Genomic DNA, 21,879 nt, shown 5'->3' on the forward strand with positions numbered 1-21,879 from the left:
TCAGCCTTCCTCCGACAGTCGGCGCGCCAGCCCCTCGTCCAGCACGACATCAGTCACCAGATCCGCGGCGATCGCCGCCCGCAGGCTCGTGAGCTTCGGAAGCCCTGCGACGACGCACACTCGTCGGGGCACGCGACGCAGCCGGCCGAGATCCGGTCCGGTCGCGCGCGCATTCAGGCGGATGCCGCGCCAGCTGCCGTCCGCGCGGAAGAACACGGTGGCAAGATCGCCGATCGCGCGGTCCTCCCGAAGACTGCGGTAGTCGTCCTTGCCTAGATATCCCCCCATGTAGACGTGGCTGGGCACCTCCGCTTCCGGAGACCCGAGGCCGAAGATCGCCACGTCCATCTGGGAATGCAGCTGCAGCACACGCCGTGTGCTGCGCTCTCGCCACATCGCCTCTCGCGTCGCGGGGTCGTCGAAGAAGGCAGGCACAGGAAACTGCTGGACCTGTGCGCCGAAGGCGCTTCCGAACCGCTGGAGGATGTCACTGGCATACTCGACGCCGCTCGTCTGCGGGTTAGCCGCGCCGTTGAGCTGCACGACCGTGGTGTTGTGTGTCTCCTTGTGCGTGAGCCCGCGACTGACGGCGCTCAGAGTGGAGCCCCAGGCGACTCCCACGACCATGTTCGAGTCGATGAACTGCGACACCAGCCGCCCCGCGGTCAGCGCCACGCGCTCCAGCCGCTCCACCTCGCTCACGATCTCCGGCATGGGAACGACGTGCGCGGCGATCCGGTAGCGGTCGCGCAGACGCTGCTCCAGCATGTCGACCCGCTCGACCGGAGAGTTGATGCGGATGTCGACCAGGCCGCTCTCGCGCGCGAAGCTGAGCAGTCGCGACACCGAGGATCGAGACGTGCCGAGCTCACGGGCGATCGATTCCATCGTCCGATCCTGCAGGTAGTAGAGCTGCGCCGCGGTGAGCGCGGCGATCAGTTTCTGGTCCCTCGGCGGGCCTTCGGTCGCATTCATCTCATCCTCCTCTCGGCGATCCTTGCACATTCGTGCAGTGGAGTTGCGCATATCTCCGGAGGTCGGAAGGCTGGAGACGCACGCAACCGAGGAGAGAGCTATGCCTGCCCCTACCCCACCCACTGCCCTGCGCGACGAGGTACGCGCGATCCGCGACGCCGGTCGCACGAGTGTGCTCGTGATCGGCGCGGGAATCAACGGCATCTCCACGTTCCGAGAACTCGCCCTGCAGGGCGTCGACGTGGTGCTCGTCGAGCGCGACGACTTCGCATCGGGGGCCTCCGCAGCATCCAGCCACATGATCCACGGCGGTATCCGCTACCTCGAGAACGGTGAGTTCCGTCTCGTGAAGGAGTCCGTGCAGGAACGCAACGGCCTGCTCAAGATCGCACCGCACTACGTCAAGCCGCTGCAGACCACGATCCCGATCTACTCCACGTTCTCCGGCATCCTCTCGGCTCCGCTGCGGTTCCTCCGACACGGCGGCGGCAAACCCAAGGAGCGCGGCGCATTCCTGATCAAGGTCGGCCTGACGATCTACGACACCTTCTCGCGCGACGGCGGGAGCGTCCCGCGCCACCGCTTCCTCGGCCGCCGCAAGTCGCTCGCCGAGCTGCCGGCGCTCGACCCGGCGATCAAGTACACCGCGACCTACTATGACGCGTCGATGCACGACCCCGAGCGACTTGCACTCGACGTTCTCCAGGACGGACGCGCTGCGCACCCCGGCGCCCTCGCGGTGAACTACGTCGAGGCCGTGGGCCGCGACGGACGCACGGTGACTCTGCACGACCGCGAGTCGGGCGAGACGTTCTCGATCACCGCCGATGTCGTGGTGAACACCTCCGGCCCGTGGACAGACCTCACCAATGCCGCCCTCGGCGCCCAGACGCGGTTCATGGGCGGCACGAAGGGCTCGCACATCGTGCTCGACCACCCTGAACTGCTTGCTGCGACGCGCGGACGCGAGATCTTCTTCGAGCACAACGACGGTCGGATCGTGCTGATCTACCCGCTCAAGAACCGTGTGCTGGTGGGCACCACAGACATCGATGCGGATCCCCGCGAGCCCGCCATCTGCACGGAGGAAGAGGTCGACTACTTCTTCGCACTCATCCGGCATGTCTTCCCCGCGATTCCCGTCTCGCGGGAGCAGATCGTCTACCGCTTCTCCGGCATCCGCCCGCTTCCCCGGCACGAGGACACCGCACCCGGATTCGTATCCCGTGACTATCGGATCGAGGTCGACGAGACCGGCGAAGCACCGCTCGTGAGCCTCGTCGGCGGCAAGTGGACGACCTTCCGCGCACTCGGCGAGTCTCTCTCGGATGTCGTCCTGGACCTCATCGGCCGCACCCGCACGGTATCGACCGCCGGTCGAGCGATCGGCGGCGGACGGGACTACCCGCGCACCGCATCCGCGCGCGCCACCTGGATCGCAGCGAACCTTCCCGGAGCAGGTGGTCGGGCCGAACAGCTGCTCGCCCGTTACGGCACCCGGGCCGCTGAGGTCTGGCGCATCGTCTCCGAGGACATCGATGAGCCGCTCGCCGGCGGCGTGGTGTCCACGCGGGAACTCGCCTGGATGGTCGACAATGAGATGGTGACGCGGCTCGCCGATGTCGTCTTCCGTCGCACGAACCTCGCGTTCACCGGGCATGCGGACGCTTCGTCGCTGACGGAACTGGCCGACGCACTCGCACCAGTGCTCGGCTGGGACTCCGTGCGTCGCGATCACGAGATCGAGGACACGCTGCGCCTGCTTGCGACCCAGCACGGGTACCGGGCCGCCGGGCGCGCACACGCGTAGCACGCAGCCCCGTCTCTGCCTCTTCAACGGTGAACCAAGGAGCGCTCATGGCCGACTACATCCTCGCGATCGACCAGGGAACGACATCGACCCGCGCGATCATCTTCGACAGATCGGGCGCGCGCGTCGCGACCGGTCAGAAGGAACACGAGCAGATCCTGCCGCAGGCCGGTTGGGTCGAGCATGACGCGACGGAGATCTGGGCGAACACCCAGGAGGTGATCGGCCTGGCGCTCTCACGTGCGCACCTCACGAGACACGACATCGCCGGAATCGGCATCACGAACCAGCGCGAGACCACCGTCGTCTGGGACCGTCACACCGGCGTCCCCGTGTACAACGCGATCGTCTGGCAGGACACCCGAACCCAGGCGATCGTCGATCGGCTGGCCGCGGACGGCGGAACCGAGCGCTTCACCCCGATCGTCGGACTTCCGCTCGCCACGTACTTCTCTGGGACGAAGGTCACCTGGATCCTCGAGAACGTCGACGGCGCACGTGAGAAGGCCGACGCCGGCGATCTGCTCTTCGGAACCACGGACTGCTGGGTGCTCTGGAACCTCACCGGCGGCGCCGACGGCGGCGTGCACGTCACGGACGTCACCAACGCGTCCCGCACGATGTTCATGGACCTCAAGACGCTGGAGTGGCGCGACGACATCCTCGACGTCTTCGGTGTCCCGCGCAGCATGATGCCGGAGATCCGCTCGTCTTCTGAGGTGTACGGCACCGCCGAGAGCAGTTCGCTTCTGCGGGAGACCCCGATCGCGGGCATCCTCGGCGATCAGCAGGCCGCGACGTTCGGTCAGGCCGCCTTCGCGGCGGGCGAGAGCAAGAACACCTACGGCACCGGCTGCTTCCTGATTTTCAACACCGGCGAGGAGATCGTTCACTCCGAGAACGGGCTGCTGACGACGGTTGGCTACAAGCTCGGTGACGCTCCTGCGCACTACGCCCTGGAAGGCTCCATCGCCGTCACCGGGTCGCTCATCCAGTGGTTGCGCGACCAGCTGGGCATCATCCAGACCGCGCCCGAGGTCGAGGAACTGGCTCGGCAGGTGGAAGACAACGGCGGCGTGTACATCGTTCCTGCCTTCTCCGGTCTGTTCGCGCCGTACTGGCGGTCGGACGCACGCGGGGCGATCGTCGGACTCACCCGCTTCGCGAACAAGAGCCATATCGCGCGTGCCTCCCTCGAAGCCGTCGCGTTCCAGACCCGCGATGTGCTCGACGCGGTCAACGCGGATGCCGGCGTCGATCTGAGCGAGCTGAAGGTCGACGGCGGGATGGTCGCGAACGATGAGCTCATGCAGTTCCAGGCCGACATGCTCGGCGTTCCGGTCGTGCGGCCGGTCGTCGCGGAGACGACGGCGCTCGGCGCGGCGTACGCGGCAGGCCTCGCGGTCGGCTTCTGGCGCGACCTTGAAGAACTGTCCGCCAATTGGCAGGAAGACCGACGCTGGGAGCCCCAGATGGATGCTGTCGAGCGCGACCGTCAGCTGCGCCTGTGGCGCAAGGCCGTCACGAAGTCGATGGACTGGGTCGACGAGGACGTTCGCTAGGTCTCATTCCTCGTCGAGCACGGCCAGAAAGGCTCGCGTCACCGTGCGCGCTGCGAGTTCTGGCCAGACCACGTACTCGATCCGCACAGGGCCGTCACTGACCGGAACCGTCACGACACCAGGCACCTTAGCCGCCACAGCATCTGCGACGAGGGAGACGGCGAGACCCGCAGCGACCAGTCCGAGCAGATGCTGCGCGCTGTCCATCTCAAAGGCCACGTCGCGGCGCAGGTCGGCGGCGGCGAAGGCGGCATCGCTCTGCGCTCTTCCCGACGTTCCCGCGGGGAAGTCGGCGAACACCGCATCGCTCAGGTCCGAGAGCGCAAGCTGTGCGCGAGTCGCGAGCGGGTGACCGGAGGGCAGCGCCGCGACCAGACGCTCCCGCCGCAATAGCCGCGAGGCGACACCTGCGGGCTCCACGTGCTCCCGAAGGCCCAAGAGCCCGACGTCCAGGTCACCCTGCCGCACAGCGCGGCTGATCTCGTCACTGTTGCCCACCTGGAGCTGCACGCGGGCGTGCGGATGCGCATCACGGAAACGCACGAGCACCCGTGGCACATCCACAGCCACGACCGTCGGGATGACACCGAGGCGAAGTGTTCCCGTCACGCGTCCGGCGACGGCCGTCGCATCCTCCACCGCCTTCTCCACGGCAGCCAGCGCCACACGTGCCGACGAGACGAATGCCTCCCCTGACTCCGTGAGGCGCACGCTCCTGCTCGTCCGCGCGAAGAGCCGTTGGCCGATCGTCCGCTCGAGTGCCGCGATCTGGTGGCTGAGCGCCGACTGCGTGACGTGACAGCGTTCGGCGGCCCGGGTGAAGCTCCCCGTCTCTGCGACCTCAACGACGTATCTCATTTGCTGCAGTTCCACAGATACATGATCTCTCTTCATGAAAAAGATGACAACAATGCTTTGGACTCATCACCAATCGACGGCGAGGCTGAACATATGAATCGCGCCTCCACGATCGCTCTCACCGCGCTCGCCCCGATCACCTGGGGCACCACGTACCTTGTGACCACGGAGATGCTTCCGGCGGGACATCCGCTCTTCGCCGCGCTTATCCGTGCACTGCCTGCGGGCCTCATCGCGCTCGCGATCGGCCGCGCACTGCCACAGGGCACGTGGTGGTTTCGGGCCGCAGTCCTCGGCATCCTGAACATCGGAGCCTTCTTCCCCCTGCTCTTTCTCGCAGCGGAGAGGCTCCCGGGCGGCGCCGCGGCGGCCGTGGCCGGCGTGCAGCCCCTGATTCTTCTGGCACTGGGAGCGCTCGTGCTGCAGGATCGCCCCCGCATCACCGCGGTGATCGCCGCAGCCGCAGGAACGACCGGCGTCGCCCTCATCGTGCTCGGTCCGGCCTCGCGCCTTGACGCGCTCGGCGTCGTCGCCGCGATCGCGGGCGTCGGCGCGACGGCCGCAGGCATCATCCTCACGAAGAAGTGGGGACGACCGCCGCGCGTCGGTGCTGTCGCCTACGCGGGGTGGCAGCTCACGGCGGGAGGGTTGCTTCTGCTCCCGCTGACGCTGGGTTTGGAGGGTGTGCCGCAGACGATCGACACCCCTGCCGTCGTCGGCTACGTATGGCTCGCCGCCGTCGGCGGATTCGCCTCGTACACGCTCTGGTTCCGCGGCATCCAGCTGCTCCCGGTCGTCATACCCGGGCTGCTCGTGCTTCTCTCGCCCATCGTCGCCACCCTGCTGGGTGTCTTCGTCGCGGGTGAGTCCTTCACCGTCATTCAGGGCGTGGGGCTGGCACTCGTCGCCGCAGCACTCGTCGCCGGACCGGTCGTGGTGCGGCGATCATCCGCACAAGCGGCGCTGGTCGCCGCACACTCCTGAGTCAGTTCTTCCCGAAGAGCTTCTGGATCTCGGCGAGATCCGCTTCACTCGGAACCTTGGCTCCACCGAGACCGAATCCCGACCCGGTTGGCGTGGAGGCCGCTGCGATACCGGAGTTCTCCGCAGCGCGCTTCGCGGGATTGCCCGAGCGGGACGCACCCTTGCTCTTCGCCCCCTTCTTTCCGCGCTTCGCCGAGGCACCGGGGCGCCCCATTCCGGGCATCGGGCCCATACCGGGGATGTTGGGGGTGCCGCCGCGGGCGACCGTCTTCATCATCTTCGCGGCCTGCTCGAAGCGGGCGACGAGCTGATTGACGTCGGTGACGGTCATGCCCGATCCGCGGGCGATGCGCAGGCGACGCGAACCGTTGAGAACCTTGGGGTTGCGGCGCTCCCCCGGCGTCATCGAGCGGATGATCGCCTCGGTGCGGTCGATCTCCCGCTCGTCGAAGTCGTCGAGCTGCTGCTTCATCTGCCCCATGCCCGGGAGCATCCCGAGCATCTTCTTCATGGAGCCCATCTTCTTGAGCTGCTGCATCTGCTCAAGGAAGTCTTCCAGCGTGAACGTCTCGGTCGCGAGCTTCTCGGCGAGCTTCTCCGCCTCGGCCTCGTCGAAGGCACTCTGCGCCTGCTCGATGAGGGTGAGGATGTCACCGAGGTCGAGGATGCGGCTCGCCATGCGGTCGGGGTGGAAGGGCTCGAGGTCGCCGAGGCCTTCACCGGTGGAGGCGAAGATGATCGGGCGGCCGGTAACGGATGCGACCGAGAGCGCGGCACCACCGCGCGCGTCGCCGTCGAGCTTCGACAGGACGACACCCGTGAAGTCGACGCCCTCCTGGAAGGCCTTCGCCGTGTTGACGGCATCCTGACCGATCATCGCGTCGATGACGAAGAGGACCTCGTCTGGCTGCACGGCGGCCCGGATGTCAGCGGCCTGCTTCATGAGCTCGGCGTCGACACCGAGGCGACCGGCGGTGTCGATGATGACGACGTCGTGCTGGTGGCGACGGGCGTGCTCGACGCCGTCACGGGAGACCTTGACGGGATCGCCGATGCCGTTGCCGGGCTCGGGCGCATAGATCGTAGCGCCCGCCTGCTCCGCAACGACCTGCAGCTGGTTCACGGCGTTCGGACGCTGGAGGTCAGCGGCGATGAGGAGCGGGGTGTGCCCCTCGCCCTCGAGCTGCTTCGCGAGCTTTCCAGCGAACGTCGTCTTACCGGATCCCTGGAGACCGGCGAGCATGATGACCGTCGGCGGAGTCTTCGAGAACTCCAGACGGCGCTGCTCGCCGCCGAGGATCGAGATGAGTTCTTCGTTGACGATCTGCACGACCTGCTGGGCCGGGTTCAGAGCCTTGTTGACCTCATCGCCGAGCGCGCGCTCGCGCACCTTCGCGGTGAAGTCCTTGACGACGGCGAGCGCGACGTCAGCGTCGAGCAGCGCACGACGGATCTCGCGGACGGTGCCGTCGACGTCAGCCGGGGTGAGCTTGCCCTTCGTGCGCAGGTTGCGGAAGGTCTCGGTAAGCCGATCGGAAAGCGTGCCAAAGGTAGCCATGGTGCTTCTGATTCTAGAGGAGCATTCGGCCGGTCACGGAGTCCGGCCACGACCCGACGCCGTGCTAGCGTGCCTGTGACCACACGGGGGCCCACGCATGGGCTGAGATCGGGCTGACGCGGCCTGCGACCGTCGAACCTGTCCGGGTAATGCCGGCGAAGGAAGTGAGCCTCATATGAGCATGTCTGTTGCGTCCCGTTCTCTGTCTTATGTCGCGGATGTGGAGTACGGCATCCGCGTTCCGGTGACGGAGATCGCCCTGGAGGATTCGCCCGGCGGTGACCCCAACGCTCCCGTGCAGGTGTACCGCACCGCGGGCGCCGGAAGTGACCCACTGGTCGGTCTGCCGCGGCTCCGGGCCGAGTGGATCGAAGAGCGCGGCGACACCGAGACCTACACGGGTCGCGAGCGCACGCTGCTCGACGACGGTCGCGCGGCGGTCCGGCGCGGCAGTGCGTCGGAGGAATGGCAGGGAGAGCGCCCCGTACCGCGGCGTGGCCGGGAGGGCAGACGTGTCACCCAGATGCACTACGCCCGCCGGGGGCTGATCACTCCAGAGATGCGCTTCGTCGCTCTGCGGGAGGGCTGCGATGTCGAACTCGTGCGCGGCGAGATCGCGGCGGGCCGCGCCATCCTGCCGAACAACATCAACCACCCCGAGTCCGAACCGATGATCATCGGCAAGGCATTCCTCGTGAAGATCAATGCGAACATCGGCAACTCCGCCGTCACGAGTTCGATCGCAGAAGAGGTCGACAAGCTGCAGTGGGCGACCCAGTGGGGCGCGGACACCGTCATGGATCTCTCGACGGGCGATGACATCCACACGACACGCGAGTGGATCATCCGCAACTCCCCCGTACCGATCGGCACGGTGCCGATCTACCAGGCGCTCGAGAAGGTGGACGGCCAGGCGCACAAGCTCACGTGGGAGATCTTCCGCGACACCGTGATCGAGCAGTGCGAGCAGGGCGTCGACTACATGACGATCCACGCCGGTGTCCTGCTGCGTTACGTGCCTCTGACGGCAGATCGTGTCACCGGAATCGTCTCGCGCGGCGGCTCGATCATGGCCGGATGGTGCCTCGCACATCACCAGGAGAACTTCCTCTACACGCATTTCGACGAGCTGTGCGAGATCTTCGCGCGCTACGACGTCGCCTTCTCGCTCGGGGACGGGCTGCGCCCCGGATCCGTCGCGGACGCGAACGATGCCGCCCAGTTCGCAGAGCTGGACACGCTCGCCGAACTGACGGCCCGCGCGTGGGAGTACGACGTGCAGGTCATGGTCGAGGGCCCGGGGCACGTGCCGTTTCACCTCGTGCGGGAGAACGTCGAGCGTCAGCAGGAGCTCTGCAAAGGCGCTCCCTTCTACACGCTCGGACCGCTCGTCACCGATGTCGCCCCGGGCTACGACCACATCACCTCCGCGATCGGCGCGACGGAGATCGCCCGCTACGGCACCGCGATGCTCTGCTATGTCACCCCGAAGGAACATCTCGGGCTGCCGAACAAGGACGATGTGAAGACGGGCGTGATCACGTACAAGATCGCCGCCCATGCCGCAGACCTCGCGAAGGGACATCCGGGAGCGCAGGAGCGCGACGACGCGCTCTCCAAGGCGCGCTTCGAGTTCCGCTGGCGCGACCAGTTCGCGCTCTCTCTCGACCCGGACACCGCGGAGGCGTTCCACGACGAGACCCTGCCTGCAGAGCCTGCGAAGACCGCGCACTTCTGCTCGATGTGCGGGCCGAAGTTCTGCTCGATGCGCATCAGCCAGGACATCCGCAAGGAGTTCGGCTCGGCCGCCGATCAGGCGACGATCGCCGCCCGCGAGGGCATGCAGGAGAAGAGCCGTGAGTTCCGCGCCACCGGCGCCCAGGTGTATCTCCCGACCCCGGTCGTGCGCTAGCCCGCTGCATGGCTGATCCGCGCCGAGAGGACGGCGGCGCGGGTCAGCCCCAGGGAAGATCGTGAATGCTTCTCAGGGCTTCATCGAACTGGGCTTCCAGCGACGCGTGCCCGGCCCCGCGCTCTGCCCAGACCCGCAGGGAGGAGAGGACGGCCGCGGCGATCGCGGCTCCGAGGATGTCGGCGCGAATCTCTCCGATGCCCGAGGTGCGTGCGGCGGCCGAAACGGCCGAGGCGATGCGCGCGTGGCGCAGGCCGGTGTCACGCAGCAGCTCGTCGTCCAATCCCATGGCGGCCGCGTTACCGAGCGCGAGGGTCAGCGGATCAGGGGCGAGGTCCTTGAGCACCGGTTCGAGTGCGGCGCGGACACTCGGACCGTCAGCATCCGCCCCCAACGCATGCAGAGCGGCCAACGCGATGTCGATGCGGGCATCGAGACCCGACCACAGCACATCGCTCTTGCTGGCGAAGTAGTTGAAGAAACTGGAGCGGCTGACGCCGGCACGCTGGGTGATGTCGGCGACGGAGGTCGCGTCGTAGCCCTGCTCCAGGAAAAGCTCACAGGCCGCCTCAGCCAGCGTCTCGCGTGAGGAGGCGCGGGGTCGCCCCGTTCGTGCGTTCGTCATACCGCTAACGTACTGCGCCTACGTCGACCCCCGCGCTCGTAGATGTATTCTTAGACGCGGTTCAACAATTCCATCCCTAAGGAGCGCGCATGCTCGACATCGTCACCGCTGGCCTGGCCCCGCACTTCGTGCCGTACCTCGATGGGTGGGCCCTGCAGCGAGATGTGCACGCGCAGGTTGTCGCCGGGACTCGGCCCGACACCCTTCTCCTCCTCGAGCACGAAGCCGTCTACACGGCAGGCAAGCGCACCGAGTCGCACGAGCGTCCACAGGACGGCACACCGGTCGTCGACGTCGACCGCGGCGGAAAGATCACCTGGCATGGCCCAGGTCAGCTCGTGGGCTACCCGATCGTGCGGTTGCCCGAACCCGTCGATGTGGTCGCGCACGTGCGACGTCTGGAGCGGATCCTCATCGACGTCCTGGCTCCTCTCGGCGTCGATGGCTACCAGGTCGACGGGCGCAGCGGCGTGTGGGTGCGTCGACCGCTCTCTGAAGACAAGGTCGCGGCGATCGGCGTGCGTGTGCAGCGCGGTGTCACGATGCACGGCTTCGCCCTGAACTGCAACAACACCCTCGCCGGGTTCCGCGGGATCATCCCGTGCGGCATCACAGATGCCGGGGTCACGACGGTCAGCGAGATCATCGGCGCAGATCTCTCGCCGGCAGATGTCGCAGATGCGGTGTCGTCGGCCTTCGCGACCGCCTACGCGACCGAGGTGGCAGCATGAGCGGATGCGGCACCCCCGTGGCATCCGGGTCCTCCCCCGCCACTGCACCCAACGGACGCAAGCTCCTTCGACTGGAGATCCGCAACGCGGAGACGCCGATCGAGCGCAAGCCCGAATGGATTCGCACGAAGGCGAAAATGGGGCCCGAGTACACGGCACTCCACTCGCTCGTCAAGGATGAGGGGCTCCACACGGTCTGCCAGGAAGCCGGCTGCCCCAACATCTACGAGTGCTGGGAAGATCGCGAGGCCACGTTCCTCATCGGCGGCTCCCAGTGCACCCGCCGCTGCGACTTCTGCCAGATCGACACCGGCAAGCCCGCAGACTATGACACGGATGAACCCCGCCGCGTGGCCGAGAGTGTGACCCGCATGGGCCTGAGGTACGCCACGGTGACCTGCGTCGCGCGCGACGATCTCCCCGACGGCGGTGCCTGGCTGAATGCCGAGACCGTGCGCCAGATCCACGCACAGAACCCGAACACGGGTGTCGAACTGCTCGCCACCGACTTCAACGGAGATCCTGCTCTGCTTGACATCGTCTTCGAGGCCCGACCTGAGGTGTTCGCGCACAACGTCGAGACCGTTCCCCGCGTGTTCAAGCGCATCCGGCCCGCCTTCCGATACGAGCGTTCACTCGACGTCATCACTCAGGCGCGCAACGCGGGGCTCATCACGAAGTCGAACCTGATCCTCGGCATGGGCGAAGAGCCGGAGGAGGTGGTGCAGGCACTGAACGATCTGCATGATGCCGGATGCGACATCATCACGATCACGCAGTACCTGCGGCCCTCGCCGCGGCACCTGCCGGTCCAGCGATGGGTCAAGCCTGCGGAGTTCGTCGAGTTCAAGGAGGAGGCTGAGCGGATCGGCTTCCTCGGCGTGCTCGCCGGTCCGCTCGTGCGTTCCTCCTACCGTGCTGGCCGCCTCTGGGCCCAGTCGATGGCGTCGAAGGGCAGGGAGATCCCGGCCCACCTCGCCCACATCGCCGAGGGCGCCGAACAGGGGTTCGCTCAGGCTGTCTGAGCTGGCTCCGTCGTCGCGGGGAACGGATCCGCACGAAGGAGCCTGGCAAGATGCGCGGCGTTCGCTGCCGCAGCCGCGCACGCGATGCGTACCTTGTCCGGGGTCGCGTCGAGGTCGATGAAGTCTGTGCCTGACATCGCCTCGCCGTTCCAGTACACGCCGCCCTGCGCGGGAACGGCGAAACCGACGTCGGAGAGCGCCTGGGCGATGATGCCCACGATGTGGTGCGCGCCGTCCTCGTTGCCAACCACCACCGGAATCACAATCCGGTCGTACAGAGACGGTCGACCCTCGGCATCCGTCTCGGAAAGCTCGGCATCCAGCCGTTCGATCACGCGCTGCGCGACGCTCGAATGCTGACCTACCCAGGTGGGTGTCGCAAGGATGAGGATCTGGGAATCCAGCACGCGCTCCAGGATCTCCGGCCACGCATCGCCGTCGCCCATGTCGCGCTCGACCCCGGGATGGATGGAATGATCCACCACGCGTACGGAATCCACCGCGCACCCGCGATCGCGGAGTTCTGTCGCGACCACGTCAGCGAGCGCCTCAGTGCTGGACGGCGCCGGTGAGGGTTTGAGCGTGCAGTTCAGGATCAGCGCGCGCAGATTCTCCATCGTCACTTCTCCTTCGCGTCGTTGATCGATCCGCGCCATTCGCCGCTCGCGGTGCCGCGACGCTCCATGAGCTCCTTGAAGTTCGCCAGGTCGCGCTCCGCAGCCCGCTCGTCGACGTTCAAGGCCGCACCGACCTTCTCGACGAACCCCTCCGGGACCCAACCCATCGTCAACGTGACGCGCGTGCCGTCTGGCACAGCCTCGAACTCCACCTCGCCGGTGTGTTTCGTTTCTCCCAGGCTCTGCCAGCGAATCCGGGAGTCGGGGATCTGCTCCGTGATCTCCGCATCGAACTCGTGTTCCACGCCTCCGATCTCCACACGCCAGTGCGTGCTCGCATCACTCGTCTGCTCGATGTGCGCAACCGACGACATGAACGTCGGGAACTCCTCGAACTGCGTCCACTGGTCGTACACCTCACGCAGCGGAGCATGGACCACCGTCGTCGCCGTCACCTTCGAGATCATCGTCTTCTCCTGTTCCTCATCGAGCGACCGACGCTACGCGCGGTCCTTACGGCGCACACCGGGGTTGCGCATCGATGCGCACCGACCTACCCTGACCGCCCAGCGGTGCACAGCGTCTGCCGAGACTCCCGGCGGTAGACTCGACCGAAGGATCTCGGCGGGACGACCCGCCGTCAGGACCACGTGCAGGGACGACCCCGCAGAACAGGCACTCGCTCGTGAACACCTCTCTTCGGAGCATCCTGACACCCGGCGTGATCATCCGCCTCGCTCTCGGCTGGGGCGCCTTCGCCGCACTGCTGCTCGCCGGGCCACTGCTCGCCGGCCCTCTCCCCGGCCCCGCGCTCGTCGTCGCGCTCATTGCGATCGTCGCCGTCATCGTGGTGTGCGCCTTCGGCGTCGTCACGGAGGCGGAGCACCTCGCACACCGTCTCGGCGACCCCTACGGAACCCTCGTCCTGACGCTGTCGATCGTGCTCATCGAGGTCATCCTCATCTCCGCTGTCATGCTCGGCCCGGGCGAGCACGACACGATCGCCCGGGATTCCGTCATGGCCGTCTCGATGATCATCCTGAACCTCGTGATCGGCGTCGCACTGCTCATCGGCGGGCTGCGCCACCGCGACCTGCGAGCCAACAGCACGGGCGTCTCGACCTATCTCGCGATGCTCGTCGTGCTCGCGATGCTCGCCTTCGCCCTTCCCGGACTCATCGGCGAGAACGGGGCCTACACGATCGGTCAGGCGGTTCCCATCATCGCCGCGACCGTCCTGCTCTACGCGTTCTTCCTCGTTCGTCAGATGGGAGCGCAGAAATCCGACTTCCAGGAGATCTCGTCTCGGTCGGATCGTGTTGCCGCGCACGAAAGTGCAGAGCCGCCATCCGTGATCCGCGTGATCGCTGTGCACCGTGTCGAGCTGCTGGCACGCGTCATCGTCCTCGTGCTGACCGTCGTCCCGATCGTGCTGCTCTCACATGACATGGCTGTGCTGCTCGACGACGGACTCGACCGCATCTCGGCGCCCGTCGCCCTCTCAGGGATCCTCATCGCCATGATCGTCTTCCTCCCCGAGACGCTGACGGCGATCCGTGCTGCCCTTGCCGGCGAAGCCCAGCGGGTGAGCAACCTCTGCCACGGCGCTCTCGTCTCGACCGTCGGACTGACGATCCCTGCGGTGCTCACGATCGGCATCCTCACCGGTCAGCAGGTCGTGCTCGCCGAGAACCCCACGAACCTCGTGCTTCTCGGCGTCACGCTGCTGCTGACGCTCGCGACGTTCAGCGGCAAGCGCGTGACAGCCCTGCACGGTGCGGCGCACCTCACCGTCTTCTTCGTCTACGCGCTCACGGTCTTCGCCTGAGGCAACCTGGCCGGGGTCCGAGCGTGACGCTAGGATCCCGGCTAGTTGACCAGAAACGAGGCACGTGTGAGTTCGATCAGTTTCCGTACGGTCTTCGGCGGCCCCCGCGCGGAGGTGATCCTTCCTACGAAGCAGGTCACCCGCCCGCTCGGCGAGCTCCTGCTCCCCTATGACCTCGACATCCTGCTCTACGTGGGCGGAGACATCTCGACGTCCGACAAGCAGACGGGTCTGCACGCACCGCGCGTCTCGGTGGCCCGACGCACCATGACCGCGCAGATCCACGTCGGCAGGGATGATCTCGCGACCGCAGACGACCCGCGCGAGTTCCTGCAGGACGTCATCCACAGCGCGGTGCGCGAGATGATCACGCGCATCGCGGCGAAGGACCCCTCTGTCGATGCCGAGGTCGAGATCGCGAAGATCGAAGCCCTCGAAGACAGCCGCGTGGACGGCTAGTCGGCGCTCATCACCGAGAGCACCGTCGCGTCGGAACCGAAGTTCACGAGCAGCACGTCTTCGGTCTCGTCGCCGTCCAGTGCGTACTCCAGCACCGCGAACGGCTCCGATCCGCCATGCTCATCGGCGAGGATCGTCATGCTCATGAGGCGGAGCGAGCGGATGATGTCGACGGCCGCGTCACCGCTGACGTCGACCAACAGGTCGACGAGTTCGTCACCGTGCGTCTCCTGCTGCTGCAGCACGTACTCAGTGACCTCGCTCGTACGGTCATCGACCTCGGCGAGCATCGCACGGCGCGCGACGGCGTCGATGTTCTCCAACCCGGCGATCAGGCCGGCTGCGATGTCGAGGGCATCCTGAGACACATCGTCCTGGTCCGGCGCCGTCAGGTCGACGGTGACCGCCTGGTCGCCGAACTCCACCGTCTCAGACCAGAAGATCGATCCGTCTGGACCTGATGACAGCAGTCCGAAGAAGTCATGCTCGATTGCCATACCGCTATGAAACCAGTCTCTCTCGCATCTGGGTAGCCCAGCGTGAATCAGTCAACGAGCGCCGACACGAAAACGTGCGGCGTGAAGCCGGTGAGATCGTCGATGCCCTCCCCCTGGCCGAGGAGCTTGACCGGGATCCCCGTGCGTTCCTGCACAGCGAGGACGAATCCGCCCTTCGCGGATCCGTCGAGCTTCGTCAGCACGAGACCCGTGACGCCTGCGTGCTGGAGAAAGGCCTCCGCCTGCATGACGCCGTTCTGACCGGTCGTGGCATCCAACACGAGCAGCACTTCGCTGATCGGCGCCTGCTTCTCGATCACGCGGCGGATCTTCGTGAGCTCATCCATGAGCCCACCCTTGGTGTGCAGTCGACCGGCAGTGTCGACGATCGCGATCTCCGTGCCGTTGCGCTGCGCGAACTCGATCGTCTGAAAGGCCACAGACGCCGGATCCTGACCCTGCTGCTGCGGTCGTACGATGTCGGCGCCGCCGCGCTCTGCCCAGGTGGCGAGCTGGTCGACGGCAGCGGCGCGGAATGTGTCGGCCGCGCCCACGACGACGGTCCGTCCGTATCCGCGCAGGAACTTGGTGAACTTGCCGATCGTCGTCGTCTTGCCCACGCCGTTGACGCCGACGACGAGCACGACGGCGGGTCGCTCAGTGAGCTTCAGGGTCGTGTCGAACTTGGCGAAGTGCTCTTCGAGGGTCTCGCGCAGCATCCGCTGGAGATCCTTGGGATCGGTCGTGCGGTACCGCTCCACCTTCTCGTGCAGCTCGTCGAGGATGCGCTCGGTGATGTCAGGCCCGAAGTCGGCCGTCAGCAGCGCGGTTTCGAGGTCCTCCCACGTCGTCTCGTCGATCGTGGGTTTGACGAACATGCCGCGCAGCGCGCGACCGAGGGACCAAGACTTCTCCGCCATGGCTCCAGCCTAGGCGGTCAGCCCGATCGTTCAGCCCACCGCGGCGCGGTCTCCGACCCGCTGACCCACCACGGCCGAGACGCCATCCTGTCGCATGGAGACACCGTAGAGCGCGTCGGCGATCTCCATCGTCCGCTTCTGATGGGTGATGACGAGCAGCTGCGAACTCTCCCGGAGCTGCTCGAACACAGTGAGAAGGCGGCCGAGGTTCGCGTCGTCAAGCGCCGCCTCGACCTCATCGAGGATGTAGAACGGGCTCGGTCGGGCCTTGAAGATCGCCACGAGAAGCGCGACCGCGGCGAGCGAGCGCTCACCACCGGACAGCAGCGAGAGCCGCTCGATCTTCTTCCCGACCGGCCGCACCGACACTTCGATGCCCGTCGTCAGCATGTTCTCCGGATCGGTCAGCGAGATGCTGCCGGATCCGCCCGGGAACAGCAGGGGGAAGACCTCGCCGAAGGCGGTGCGGGTGTCTTCGAAGGCCGCGGCGAAGATCGTCTCCATGCGCTCGTCGAGGTCGGCGATGATCGTGAGCAGGTCCTCGCGCGTCTGCGTGAGGTCGGCGAGCTGCTCGGTCAGGAAGGCATGACGCTGCTCGAGAGCTGCGAACTCCTCCAGGGCCAGCGGATTCACGCGTCCGAGCTGCGCGAGCTTGCGCTCGGCCTCTTTGAGTCGGCGCTCCTGCATCCGGCGGTCGAACGGGATGGCCGCGTCCTCAGACTCGTCGTCGTCCGCCGGATCACGGGGAACAAGCTGGTCCGGCCCATATTCCGAAATGAGAATGTCTTCGTCGAGAGCGAGCTCAGACGCCACGCGCTCCAGCAGACTCGTGAGGTGGAGCTTCTTCTCATGAATCTGCAGCTCGAGACCGTGGACGCTCTCGGTCAGACCGGAGAGACGTTCCCGAATGGCACTCTCCTGTCGCCGCAGACCGATCAGTTCCTCGTTCTGCGCAGACCGCTCCGCCTCGGCCGCACTCAGGGCGATGCGCGCCTCACTGACGGAGCCATCGACGGAATCGAGCACACGCGGCAGCTCTTCGGCAACCGCCGCCGCAACCTCGCGCTGCGCACGTCGCACGACCGCGCGACGTACCGCCTCCGCCGCCGCTTCGCGCTCCCGTTCCCGCTGGCGTTCCATCGTCCCGACACGGTTCTGCGCGGAACGCACCCGCTCGCGTAGCGTCTCGATGTCCAGTCGCGCGCGCATCTCCGCCTCGCGCGCCTGCTCCAACGCCTCCAGCATGCCCTCACGAGCGGATGCATCGAGCTGCGGACGCGCGGTGGCTTCCGCCTCCTCGAGAGTCGCTTTCGTCTGCGCCGCCGTCGCTTCGGCCTCCGCAACGGACGCCTGCGCCTGCGCGAGGCCCGTCTCCAGGCGTTCGCACTCGGCGACCGCGGACTCATGCTGCACGATCACACGGTTGAGCTGCTCCGCGTGGGCTGCCAGGGCTGCATCGTGTTCGCGGAGCGTCCGCAGTGCATCCGCCGCCGACGCGCGTGCTCGGTCGAGCGCCTCGCGCGCATCGGCGCGGGCGTCGCGGAGCGCATCGATGATGACGCGGACCTCGGCGAGGCGGTCCTGGGCGGCGTCGCGCTCGGCGGCCAGCTCGAGCCGCGAGCGCTCACCGCCCGCACCCGAGTGAAGGGTGTACGCGGTCAGGACCTCGCCAGCACGCGTCACGATCGTCGTGAGCGCCGCCTCCTTGCCGTCCGACGCCGCTGCATGAGCGGCCCGTGCCGCATAGAGGTCGTCGGCGATGAGGACGTGCGAGAGGATGCCGAGCACACCATCGGGCGCCGTGACCACCTCGTGCGCGGCGATCGTCCCCTTCACCGGAGTACGGCGGTCGCGAATGCGCGCGTTCGCGACGACGATCTCGAAGGATCCGTGTCCTTCCCGGCTCGCATCCGCGGCCAGAGCAAAGGCGTCATCTACGTGCTCGACGAGCACGCCCTCGGCGAGCGACCCGAGCACTGCGGCGATCGCCGCCTCGTAGCCGGCACGTACCTGAACCGCATCACCGACGAGCCCGCGCACGCCATCGCGGCCGCTCTGCGCGATCTCCGCGGCGTCTCCGGAGATCGCGAGGGCGCTGGAGAGCGCAGATGCCTTCGCGGTCAGCGCCTCCGCCTCGCGTTCCGCCGCATGCAGTCGCTCCCGGATGCCCTCCTGCTCAGCCTCCATCGCGACGACCTGTGACTGAGCACGCTCATATGCCTCGGCATGTTCGGCGGCGGTGCCCTGCGGCGCTTCGCCGTCTTCGATGAGCTCGCGGGCCTCCGCGGCCTCGCGGCGCCGCGTGTGCGCAGCTTCGAGAGCGTTCTCCTGTCGCAGGACGGCGCCGCGCACCGCGGCGAGAGCGGATGCTGCCGCCTCGGCCGTGCCACGCAGCGTATTGATGCGCATGTCGTGCGCGGAGACGAGGGCGCTCTGCTCGGCGATGTCGACGTCAAGGGCATCAAGCTCCGCGCGGGCGCGCTGCACCTCACGTGTCGCATCCTCCGCAGCGTCCTGGGCGTCGCCGAGGCCAGCCGAGATCGTGGTGATCTCGTCCTTGGCCTCATCGATCATCGACTGCGTGACGGTCACTGCCGCGACCGCCGCGTCGTCCTCCTCGCTGCCGAGCAGCGCCAGGCGCTGGTTCGCGAGCGTGTAGAGCCCGCGCATCCGCTCTTGGACCTGCTCCAGGCCGAAGGCGACGCGTCGTGCCTCGTCGACGGCCGCAGAACTCTGGGACTGCTCGATGCGGGCGATGTTCGCCCGCATCTGGTCGGATTGCTCGGTGAGCACGAGGCGCTCGGCATGCCGCGCCTGCTCGGTGCGCGTGTGATCAGCCAGCGCGGTGCGCAGGGCGACGACGTCATCCGCGAAGATCCGTGCCTTGGCGTCGCGCACGACTGCGGCGATCGTCTGCGCCTCCCGCGCGATCTCCGCCTGGCGGCCGAGCGGTTTGAGCTGGCGACGGATCTCCCCGGCCAGATCGCTCAGTCGCGTCAGATTGGCCTGCATCGCGTCGAGCTTGCGCAACGTCTTCTCTTTGCGGCGCCGGTGCTTGAGGATCCCCGCCGCCTCCTCGATGAAGCCACGCCGATCCTCGGGGGACGCCTGCAGAACCGTGTCCAGTCGCCCCTGCCCCACGATGACGTGCATCTCCCGGCCCAGACCCGAATCGCTCAGCAGCTCCTGCACATCCAGCAGGCGGCATCCCTCGCCGTTGATCGCGTACTCGCTCGACCCGTTGCGGAACAGCGTGCGGCTGATCGTCACTTCTGCGAACTCGATCGGCAGTGCGCCGTCGCTGTTGTCGATCGTGAGCTGCACCTCCGCACGCCCCAGGGGTCCGCGCGTCGAGGTTCCGGCGAAGATGACATCCTCCATCTTTCCGCCCCGGAGCGTCTTCGCCCCCTGCTCCCCCATGACCCAGGCCAGAGCATCGACGACGTTCGACTTACCCGATCCGTTCGGGCCCACGATGCAGGTGACGCCGGGCTCGAAGGCGAAGGTCGTCGGCTGGGCGAACGACTTGAAGCCCTTCAGCGTCAGGCTCTTCAGGTGCACGCGGGCGCCTGTCGTCGGGGTAAGATCACGCCCTCACGCTACCGGACACGCCGGATGAGACCCACCGGAAACGCTCGAATCTGCGCGAACTTCAACCAGAGTGTTGACCACGGCGCAAAACTTCCGCTAGCGTTACAACCCGCATCGCCAAGAAAGGAGGCCACCGACATGATGAATCCAGCACATATGGGCACAACGCCCGCTGACTCCGCGACGTCCTACCGACGTTCTGCGTTCTCGGTGAACCTCCGCGGCGATATCGCGACGGCGTAGCCGACTCCTCGCATTCCTGCGCGCTGCACGCTTCTTCGTGCTCGTGACGCACCTGCGATTCCTGCCTCTTCGGCATCCCCAGGCATCCTCTGCCACCGGTGCGCGTGCACATCCGCATCCGCCCGGGCTTCGGCTCCGCCTCCCATCCTCTTTCCGGCCCCTGCTCGGCGACGACCTTCTCGGCGTCCTCCAGTCAGACGGCTCATGAACGCACGGATGAGGGCGCAGCACCCACCCCATCACACCGAAAGCGAATCATCGTGAACATCACCCTGTCGTCCCGCACCGCGGACGTCACCGTACATTCCCAACCCTCGTCGGTCGTGCTTCCGGACGCCGCGCAACTGCGCGCCCTCTCCCCGGCACACCGACTGTCCCTGCGCCTGGCCGTCTGGCTGCTCGTCCGCGCCGCTCGTGAGGAGCGCACGGGTGAACGGCTCAGGGAACTCGCCCTCTCCGAACAGCGTCGACGCGCGCTGCTCGAGGAATACCAGGCAACCGCGCTGTACTACAGCGTTCCGCTGCAACTGCGCTGATCGAAGGAGTAATCATGACAACGACGGACACGAACGCGATCGTGATCGCACCGTTCGTCCCGCCGTCCGCACCACACGGCCCGGATGCCGCCGAGCTCCACGAGCTCGTGGCGCTGGACAACGCGGTGTGCCTTTCGGATTCGGGAGGCGATCACCTCCGCCAGACCGCTGAGGAGATGCTGCCCGGATGGCTCGACCAGACCGACCGTCTGCAGCGGGGTTTCATCGCCCGCCGCGGCGGTCGGCTTGTCGGCGCCCTCCTGATGGGCTTCGCCGCGGAGGCCGGCTCGGTCGCGGGCGAGTTCGACCTGCTGATCGAGCCGGGCCAGTGGGGACAGGGCATCGAGGATGCCCTTCTCGACGTCGGCGAGGCCGAAGCCCGGGCGCTGGGTCGTACGAGCCTGCAGGCATGGTCGCTGCACCCTGTCGCCGAGGACGCCGAGCCCTACGTTCCGCGCACTGGTTGGGGCAGAGCGACCCGCACGGATCTGGCACGCTTCCTCTTCTCGCGCGGCTACGAGCTCGAGCAGGTCGAACGCAACAGCGGCTTCGATCTGCGCAACTCGCTAGAAATCGCGACGGCGGCATACGCACGCGCAGAGGCCGCCGCAGGAGACGACTACCGGGTCGTCTCCTGGACGCTCCCGACGCCGGCCGAGCTTCGCGCCGGATTCGCGGCGATTCTCTCCCGTCTCGCAACCGACGTGCCCAGCGGCGATCTGGTCATCGACGAGGAGGCGTGGGATGAAGGACGTGTGCTGCGCCGTGAGGCGAGGCTCGCCGCAGCCGGATCCCTGGTCTCCGTCGCCGCCGTCGAGCATGTGCCCAGCGGCGCGCTCGTCGCCTACAACGAGCTCCTGATCGGTGAGGATCGCTCTGGCGTGACACACCAGTACGGCACGCTCGTTGCGAAGGAGCACCGCGGACACCGCCTCGGGATGCTCGTGAAGGCCGCGAACCTGCTGCGGTGGCGCGAGCTCGCCCCGCAGTCGCCGCAGGTCTCGACATTCAACGCCGAGGAGAACCGCCCGATGCTCGACATCAACGAGTCGATCGGCTTCGTGCCACTCTCCTATGCCGCAGCCTGGCAGCGAACCCTCGTGTGAGTCGCTCGCAACCAGGACGCCACGTATGCCCGTGCCGTGTCG

19 protein-coding genes and 1 riboswitch are annotated in these 21,879 nt (G+C 67.1%); of the genes, 10 read left to right on the top strand and 9 right to left on the bottom strand.

Going from position 1 to position 21,879, the window contains the following annotated elements; all coding sequences use genetic code 11:
• Window positions 1-975 carry a sugar-binding transcriptional regulator gene (locus AC1REM_RS12610; protein WP_492514922.1) on the bottom strand — a complete coding sequence of 325 codons (975 nt, stop codon included), beginning with the start codon at window positions 973-975 and terminating at the stop codon, window positions 1-3.
• A gap of 100 nt (window positions 976-1,075) precedes the next feature.
• Between AC1REM_RS12610 and AC1REM_RS12615 the strand changes: the two genes are divergently transcribed.
• Together AC1REM_RS12615 and glpK are read left to right on the top strand one after the other, a co-directional pair.
• Window positions 1,076-2,785 carry a glycerol-3-phosphate dehydrogenase/oxidase gene (locus AC1REM_RS12615; protein WP_492514923.1) on the top strand — a complete coding sequence of 570 codons (1,710 nt, stop codon included), beginning with the start codon at window positions 1,076-1,078 and terminating at the stop codon, window positions 2,783-2,785.
• A 47-nt stretch (window positions 2,786-2,832) separates the two neighbouring features.
• Window positions 2,833-4,347 (top strand): glycerol kinase GlpK, encoded by a 1,515-nt coding sequence (glpK, locus tag AC1REM_RS12620; RefSeq protein ID WP_492514924.1) that lies wholly within the window; start codon window positions 2,833-2,835, stop codon window positions 4,345-4,347.
• A 3-nt stretch (window positions 4,348-4,350) separates the two neighbouring features.
• Here glpK and AC1REM_RS12625 read toward each other — a convergent pair whose 3' ends face one another.
• A complete protein-coding gene (locus tag AC1REM_RS12625; RefSeq protein ID WP_492514925.1) occupies window positions 4,351-5,220 on the bottom strand; it encodes a LysR family transcriptional regulator in 870 nt (289 codons plus the stop codon).
• Window positions 5,221-5,298: 78 nt separating this feature from the next.
• Here AC1REM_RS12625 and AC1REM_RS12630 point away from each other — a divergent pair, with 78 nt between their 5' ends.
• Window positions 5,299-6,189, top strand: a complete 891-nt coding sequence (locus AC1REM_RS12630; RefSeq protein WP_492514926.1) for an EamA family transporter — start codon at window positions 5,299-5,301, stop codon at window positions 6,187-6,189.
• A 1-nt stretch (window position 6,190) separates the two neighbouring features.
• Here the strand turns inward: AC1REM_RS12630 and ffh are convergent, their stop codons facing one another.
• On the bottom strand, window positions 6,191-7,747 hold the full coding sequence (gene ffh, locus AC1REM_RS12635; protein WP_492514927.1) for a signal recognition particle protein: 1,557 nt from the start codon (window positions 7,745-7,747) through the stop codon (window positions 6,191-6,193).
• Between the two features lie 73 nt (window positions 7,748-7,820).
• A riboswitch (TPP riboswitch) is annotated at window positions 7,821-7,928 on the top strand.
• On the opposite strand from ffh, the gene thiC reads away from it, so the two are divergent.
• Window positions 7,929-9,659 carry a phosphomethylpyrimidine synthase ThiC gene (thiC, locus tag AC1REM_RS12640; protein ID WP_492514928.1) on the top strand — a complete coding sequence of 577 codons (1,731 nt, stop codon included), beginning with the start codon at window positions 7,929-7,931 and terminating at the stop codon, window positions 9,657-9,659. It abuts the riboswitch before it with no gap.
• A 43-nt stretch (window positions 9,660-9,702) separates the two neighbouring features.
• Here the strand turns inward: thiC and AC1REM_RS12645 are convergent, their stop codons facing one another.
• Window positions 9,703-10,284: a TetR/AcrR family transcriptional regulator gene (locus AC1REM_RS12645; RefSeq protein ID WP_492514929.1), complete on the bottom strand. Its 582-nt coding sequence runs from the start codon at window positions 10,282-10,284 to the stop codon at window positions 9,703-9,705.
• 89 nt (window positions 10,285-10,373) lie between these two features.
• Between AC1REM_RS12645 and lipB the strand changes: the two genes are divergently transcribed.
• Both lipB and lipA read left to right on the top strand, forming a co-directional pair.
• Complete coding sequence (gene lipB, locus AC1REM_RS12650) at window positions 10,374-11,015, top strand: lipoyl(octanoyl) transferase LipB (RefSeq protein ID WP_492514930.1); 642 nt, start codon at window positions 10,374-10,376, stop codon at window positions 11,013-11,015.
• Window positions 11,012-12,040, top strand: a complete 1,029-nt coding sequence (gene lipA / locus AC1REM_RS12655) for a lipoyl synthase (RefSeq protein WP_492514931.1) — start codon at window positions 11,012-11,014, stop codon at window positions 12,038-12,040. Before lipB ends, lipA begins: the two co-directional genes overlap by 4 nt.
• Here the strand turns inward: lipA and AC1REM_RS12660 are convergent.
• Together AC1REM_RS12660 and AC1REM_RS12665 are read right to left on the bottom strand one after the other, a co-directional pair.
• A complete protein-coding gene (locus AC1REM_RS12660) occupies window positions 12,028-12,657 on the bottom strand; it encodes a flavodoxin family protein (RefSeq protein ID WP_492514932.1) in 630 nt (209 codons plus the stop codon). The genes lipA and AC1REM_RS12660 overlap by 13 nt on opposite strands.
• 2 nt (window positions 12,658-12,659) lie before the next feature.
• The gene (locus AC1REM_RS12665) at window positions 12,660-13,124 is read right to left on the bottom strand and encodes an SRPBCC family protein (protein WP_492514933.1); all 465 of its coding nucleotides are present in this window, start codon (window positions 13,122-13,124) and stop codon (window positions 12,660-12,662) included.
• Between the two features lie 218 nt (window positions 13,125-13,342).
• On the opposite strand from AC1REM_RS12665, the gene AC1REM_RS12670 reads away from it, so the two are divergent.
• Window positions 13,343-14,485, top strand: coding sequence for a calcium:cation antiporter (locus tag AC1REM_RS12670; RefSeq protein WP_492514934.1), 1,143 nt, complete (start codon window positions 13,343-13,345; stop codon window positions 14,483-14,485).
• A gap of 66 nt (window positions 14,486-14,551) precedes the next feature.
• Window positions 14,552-14,944 carry a hypothetical protein gene (locus tag AC1REM_RS12675; protein ID WP_492514935.1) on the top strand — a complete coding sequence of 131 codons (393 nt, stop codon included), beginning with the start codon at window positions 14,552-14,554 and terminating at the stop codon, window positions 14,942-14,944.
• On the opposite strand, the gene AC1REM_RS12680 is transcribed toward AC1REM_RS12675, so the two are convergent.
• The 3 genes from AC1REM_RS12680 to smc are packed head-to-tail and all read right to left on the bottom strand — an operon-like array spanning window position 14,941 to window position 19,922.
• Complete coding sequence (locus tag AC1REM_RS12680) at window positions 14,941-15,441, bottom strand: DUF2004 domain-containing protein (protein ID WP_204937482.1); 501 nt, start codon at window positions 15,439-15,441, stop codon at window positions 14,941-14,943. The two genes, AC1REM_RS12675 and AC1REM_RS12680, sit on opposite strands and share 4 nt — an antisense overlap.
• A 47-nt stretch (window positions 15,442-15,488) precedes the next feature.
• Window positions 15,489-16,361 carry a signal recognition particle-docking protein FtsY gene (ftsY, locus tag AC1REM_RS12685; RefSeq protein ID WP_492514936.1) on the bottom strand — a complete coding sequence of 291 codons (873 nt, stop codon included), beginning with the start codon at window positions 16,359-16,361 and terminating at the stop codon, window positions 15,489-15,491.
• 30 nt (window positions 16,362-16,391) lie between these two features.
• Window positions 16,392-19,922: a chromosome segregation protein SMC gene (gene smc, locus AC1REM_RS12690; protein ID WP_492514937.1), complete on the bottom strand. Its 3,531-nt coding sequence runs from the start codon at window positions 19,920-19,922 to the stop codon at window positions 16,392-16,394.
• 533 nt (window positions 19,923-20,455) lie between these two features.
• Between smc and AC1REM_RS12695 the strand changes: the two genes are divergently transcribed.
• Window positions 20,456-20,731 (top strand): hypothetical protein, encoded by a 276-nt coding sequence (locus AC1REM_RS12695; RefSeq protein WP_492514938.1) that lies wholly within the window; start codon window positions 20,456-20,458, stop codon window positions 20,729-20,731.
• A 14-nt stretch (window positions 20,732-20,745) separates the two neighbouring features.
• Window positions 20,746-21,837 (top strand): GNAT family N-acetyltransferase, encoded by a 1,092-nt coding sequence (locus AC1REM_RS12700; protein WP_492514939.1) that lies wholly within the window; start codon window positions 20,746-20,748, stop codon window positions 21,835-21,837.
• Window positions 21,838-21,879: the final 42 nt, after the last annotated feature.

This window comes from Microbacterium sp. GW823-FHT02G05 (assembly GCF_058797175.1).

Excerpts from the sequence above, each read along its gene's own strand:
- AC1REM_RS12680 (WP_204937482.1), bottom strand. The coding sequence starts at position 15,441 with ATGGCAATCGAGCATGACTTCTTCGGACTGCTGTCATCAGGTCCAGAC.
- AC1REM_RS12630 (WP_492514926.1), top strand. The coding sequence starts at position 5,299 with ATGAATCGCGCCTCCACGATCGCTCTCACCGCGCTCGCCCCGATCACC.
- AC1REM_RS12615 (WP_492514923.1), top strand. The coding sequence starts at position 1,076 with ATGCCTGCCCCTACCCCACCCACTGCCCTGCGCGACGAGGTACGCGCG.
- glpK (WP_492514924.1), top strand. The coding sequence starts at position 2,833 with ATGGCCGACTACATCCTCGCGATCGACCAGGGAACGACATCGACCCGC.
- AC1REM_RS12700 (WP_492514939.1), top strand. The coding sequence starts at position 20,746 with ATGACAACGACGGACACGAACGCGATCGTGATCGCACCGTTCGTCCCG.
- AC1REM_RS12665 (WP_492514933.1), bottom strand. The coding sequence starts at position 13,124 with ATGATCTCGAAGGTGACGGCGACGACGGTGGTCCATGCTCCGCTGCGT.
- lipB (WP_492514930.1), top strand. The coding sequence starts at position 10,374 with ATGCTCGACATCGTCACCGCTGGCCTGGCCCCGCACTTCGTGCCGTAC.
- lipA (WP_492514931.1), top strand. The coding sequence starts at position 11,012 with ATGAGCGGATGCGGCACCCCCGTGGCATCCGGGTCCTCCCCCGCCACT.
- ffh (WP_492514927.1), bottom strand. The coding sequence starts at position 7,747 with ATGGCTACCTTTGGCACGCTTTCCGATCGGCTTACCGAGACCTTCCGC.
- ftsY (WP_492514936.1), bottom strand. The coding sequence starts at position 16,361 with ATGGCGGAGAAGTCTTGGTCCCTCGGTCGCGCGCTGCGCGGCATGTTC.
- AC1REM_RS12660 (WP_492514932.1), bottom strand. The coding sequence starts at position 12,657 with ATGGAGAATCTGCGCGCGCTGATCCTGAACTGCACGCTCAAACCCTCA.
- AC1REM_RS12610 (WP_492514922.1), bottom strand. The coding sequence starts at position 975 with ATGAATGCGACCGAAGGCCCGCCGAGGGACCAGAAACTGATCGCCGCG.
- AC1REM_RS12645 (WP_492514929.1), bottom strand. The coding sequence starts at position 10,284 with ATGACGAACGCACGAACGGGGCGACCCCGCGCCTCCTCACGCGAGACG.
- thiC (WP_492514928.1), top strand. The coding sequence starts at position 7,929 with ATGTCTGTTGCGTCCCGTTCTCTGTCTTATGTCGCGGATGTGGAGTAC.